The 4180-nt window shown below is 64.3% G+C and carries 1 pseudogene; it reads right to left on the bottom strand.

Going from position 1 to position 4180, the window contains the following annotated elements:
* A pseudogene (locus EN906_RS25045) lies at positions 1-4180 on the bottom strand (hypothetical protein); the annotation flags it as partial.

Here is a 4180-nt window from a genome sequence, read left to right as displayed (position 1 = left end):
GCCGCCGACCAGCGTGCCGGCGCCGAGATTGATCGTCCCCAACCCGATCACGTTGGTGAGGACGACGGCGCTGTTGCCGCCGGCGCCGTTGCTGGTCGAGGAAAAATTCATGCCGGTGGCCGCGACGGTGACGCCGCTCAGGTTCATCGCCACACCGGTGCCCGTGGCGATGGAGTTGCCCACGCCGGTCACGCTGATCGTGCCGGAACCCGTGGCATTGAAGCCGGCGCCTGCCGAGGTCACGATCGCCAGCCCGCCGCCGTTGAAATTGACCGTCACCGGGGCGCTGTTGCCGGCAATATCGACGCCAAGCCCGCCGCTGCTCATGCCGATGGCGTAGCTGGCGCCGCTGATGTTGTAGGTGCCGCCGGTGTTGGCGGTGATCGATATGCCGGTGCCCCCGCCGGTAAAGCTGTTCGAGGCGCCGGACACCGTCACCGTGCCGCCTGCATTGTTGTTCAGCGATACGCCCAGCCCGCTGGCCGTCAGATTGCCGTTCAGGGCGACGAGGCCGGCGCCGGCAAGCCGGCTCTGGACATTCAGCGCCGGACTGAATGCGCCCGAATTGTTGACCGTGCCCGAATAGCCCACGGCAGCCGTGCCGCCGACGACATTGAACGACGCGCCCGTTGCGCCGCTCAGCGCACCAGTTCCAAGTCCAACAATACCCGTGACATCGGTCAGGCTGACATTGTTGATGCCACCGGCCGACGAGGTCGAATCGAGCGCGATGGTGGCGGCGACACCGGAGAGATTGATCGCTGTGCCGCCGGTTGCGTTCACCGTCTGGGCGGCAGCCGTAGCGGTGATGCCCATCGTGCCGCCGGTGGCGAGAATGCCGGTGCCGGCGGTGGTGTCGATGGTCAAGCCGTTGGTGAAGCTGGTTGTGCCGCCGGCCTGCGAGAGACCAACGCCGCTGGTCGTGTCGATGTTGGCGAGGCCGGTGACGTTGAGCGTGCCGGTCTGGACTCGGATACCGCCGCCTGTGTTGGGGACGGTGGCATTGTTCACCGTCACCGTGTTGAAGTTGAAGGTGCCGGTGTTGGTGTTGACGGCATCGATGCCAAAGCCTGTCGTGTTGCCGATGGCGGTCGCGCCAGTAACGGTGAAGGTACCAGCGACGCCGTCGAAGATGATGCCGCTCGCGCCGCCACTGGCGTTTACGGTGGCAAACGTCATGTTGACGGTCAGCGGATCGAGATCGAACGCCGCGCCGTTGGTGGTGGTGACCACGCCACCGGTGTTGTTCAGCGTGAAGGTGGTGGTTTTGGTGTTGGCGATGACACCGGTGCCGCCATTGTTGGCAAGGCTGAGCGTGCCCAGATTAAGGGTACCGCTGGTGTTGGTGAAACTGAGGCCATTGCCCTGGACGCGAGCGCCTGGGTTACCGATGCCGAGCGTGCCGGCGCTGACGGTGCCGCCGGCGCCGTCGGAATCGAAGCGGACATTGTTGAAGGCGATGCCGCCACTGCCGGCGCCCCCGGTCGCCGTATTGCCGGCAAACGATCTGATCGCGATTGAATTCAGGTCGGCATCGATGTTCTGGCCGGTGAACGACGCAGCCAGGCCGGACGCGGTCGAGCTGAGCGTGTTGCCGTCGATCGAAAGCAGAAGCGTATTGGCCGGAGCTCCCGTGGTGGAGAAATCGAGCGCGTTGCCGCCGGCGGCGATGGTGTTGTTCCTGACGAAGAAACTGGAGGCGCCGCTCGCGTTGACGGCAACGCCCGCACCGGAACCGAGATTGCTGACGATCAGGTTCTGGATACCGCCCGTGAAGATGCCGCTGCCTGATGTCGCCAGATTGATGACCTGCGTGGCGTTATTGCTCTGCAGGACCGGCCGCAGCGTGTCGATGCCCGCCGGCGCCGCGATGATCGGCGAATTCTGCACCGTGGTGAAGTGGAACGCCGGCGACGCGCCGGCGCTGGTGTCGACCCCGAGCTGGGAGACATCGATCGCCGCGTCGTTGCTCTTGAAGGCGAGCAGCACCTGTCCGTCATCGAGTTGGAACGACGTCGCGCCGAGGTCGATCGTCGCCTGGCCGCCGTCGACGGTCTTGTCGATCAGCACAATGACATTGGCCGAAGACGTCTGGGCGTTGGCGTAGGTGCCTGGATTGAGCAGACTGCCGTCGCCAAGGGCGGTGGCATCGGCCGTGACATAGTAGACCTTGTAGGAGGACAGGTTCGAAATGTCGCCATCGAAATTGACGTCGTTGAAATTGTAGTCGCCGTTGGTCGGCAAAGTGTCGGTGGCGTGGATGACCTGGCCGCCTGTGGTCTTGATCGACGATTCGGCCGGGCCGGCGCCGTCGCCGAACACGAGCTGGGCGTTGGTGGCGCTGGAGAACTGGACCCCATAGCCTACATTTTCGATCTTGGAGGTCTGTCCCGCCGGATTGTTGTTGACCGTGTCGCCGAGCTGGATCGTGCCGGTGCCGGTCGTGTCGGCCATGTCGATGCCGATCGTGCCGGCAAAACCGCCGCCGTCGACGTCGAAATCGCCAGCGGTGATGTTGCTCGCGCCGAGCGACGCGCCGTTGAGGTCGAGACCGATGGTGTTCGCCGCGCCAAGCCCGATGTTCAGGCTGGCGAAATTCAACGTCGAGCCGAGCGTGCCGGAAATGTCGACACCGCGCGCATTGGCACCGGTGATGCCTAGCAGGTTGACCGTGCCGAGATCGATTACGCCGCCGCTGACATTGTTGAGCGATATGCCGGTCGCCGCGCCATTGACCGAAATCGTATCGAACTTGATACCACCGGCGCCGACCGTCGCGCCTTTCGCCCCGGCGACGACCGCCGTCGCGTCGCCAAGCTTCAGCGCCGTGCCGCCGTTCGTGGTCGTGATGGTGTTGCCGGCGCCGGTGACGCTGACTGTTCCCGAACCGAAGGTGCTGGCGGTGAAGCCGGCGCCGCTGCTGGTGGTGATGACAAGGCCGCCATTGGTGAAGGCGAGAGTGCCCTTGGTCTGCGGGTCCATCACGTACGACGGTGCCTTGACGATGGCATCGTTGGCGCCGGTGTTGAATATCTTCGACGTGCCGGAGAAGGTGACCGTGCCGTTGGCCGAGCCGCCGATGGCGACACCCTCGCCACCGCTGTGATCGATGGTGCTCGAAATATCGTATATGCCTTCGGCATGGCCAAAGAAGTCGAAGGCCGTCGATGACGTGGTGGAAACGACGGAACCGCTCATGTTCAGACGGGTCGCATCGCCCGTGGCGCTTAACACCGCGCCCACACCGACCGTGATCGAACCTTTGTAGGTCAGCGTGGTGAAGGCCAGGTCATTGCCGCCGCCGAGGCTGATAGCCGAGAGGGTGGTGTTCGTGATGCTGGCGCTGCCGTTGATGCCGACGTTGACGGTCCCGCCCTGCGAGCTCTGTATGATGCCGAACTGGCCGCCATCGATGGTCAGGGTGGATCCGGCGACATTGGCGATGTTGACGGTACCAACCTCGGGACCGCCGATATTGAACCCGGCATATTGGACGTCGAGATCGATCGTCCCGGTGAAATTGACCTCTCCGGTGCCACTCAGGGCGTACAGCCAGGCGCCGGTGTATCCAGTATCCCTCAGGCCGCCGATGTTGACATCCCCGACGAGATTGGCGCCCAACAGCGTCACTCCGGCACCGCCGGGGTCGCCGGGAAGGGGGATCGTGGAGTCCGCCGAGATGCTGTCGAAGGTAATGCCGGCGCTGCCGACATTGGCACCATACACAGCAAGCCCGTCGCTGCCGGCATTGATCTTGTTGCCCGCGCCGGTGACGGTAATAATGGTGGAGGTTGCGCCAGCCGGGCCTAAATCGCCAATTGCGACGAAGCCCGCCCCGGCCATTGTCGATATATCAAGGCCGCCATGGGTGAAGTCGATCGTGCTGTTGGTATTGAGTGCCGGGGCGCCTGAGCCGTAATTGCCAATGATGCCCAAGCTCACGCCGTCCGTCGCGCCCGAATTGATCTGCTTGGTCGCGCCCGAGAACGTGATCGCGGCTGCGTCGTTACCGGCAACGACGATGTTGCCGCCGGCGGCCGCATTGGTATCGGTCAGATTACCCGACAGCGTCACCGAGCCACCGGTCATGCTCTGGATCGACGCCGCAGCGCCCGTTCCGTTGCTGGCAATCGTGCCGCCATAGGAAGTCGTCGCGTTGCCGCCGCTGGCTGCGCTCCCC

This window comes from Mesorhizobium sp. M7A.F.Ca.CA.004.06.1.1 (genome assembly GCF_003999135.1).
GTDB lineage: Bacteria > Pseudomonadota > Alphaproteobacteria > Rhizobiales > Rhizobiaceae > Mesorhizobium.
This window is presented reverse-complemented; position numbering and strand designations above follow the sequence as displayed.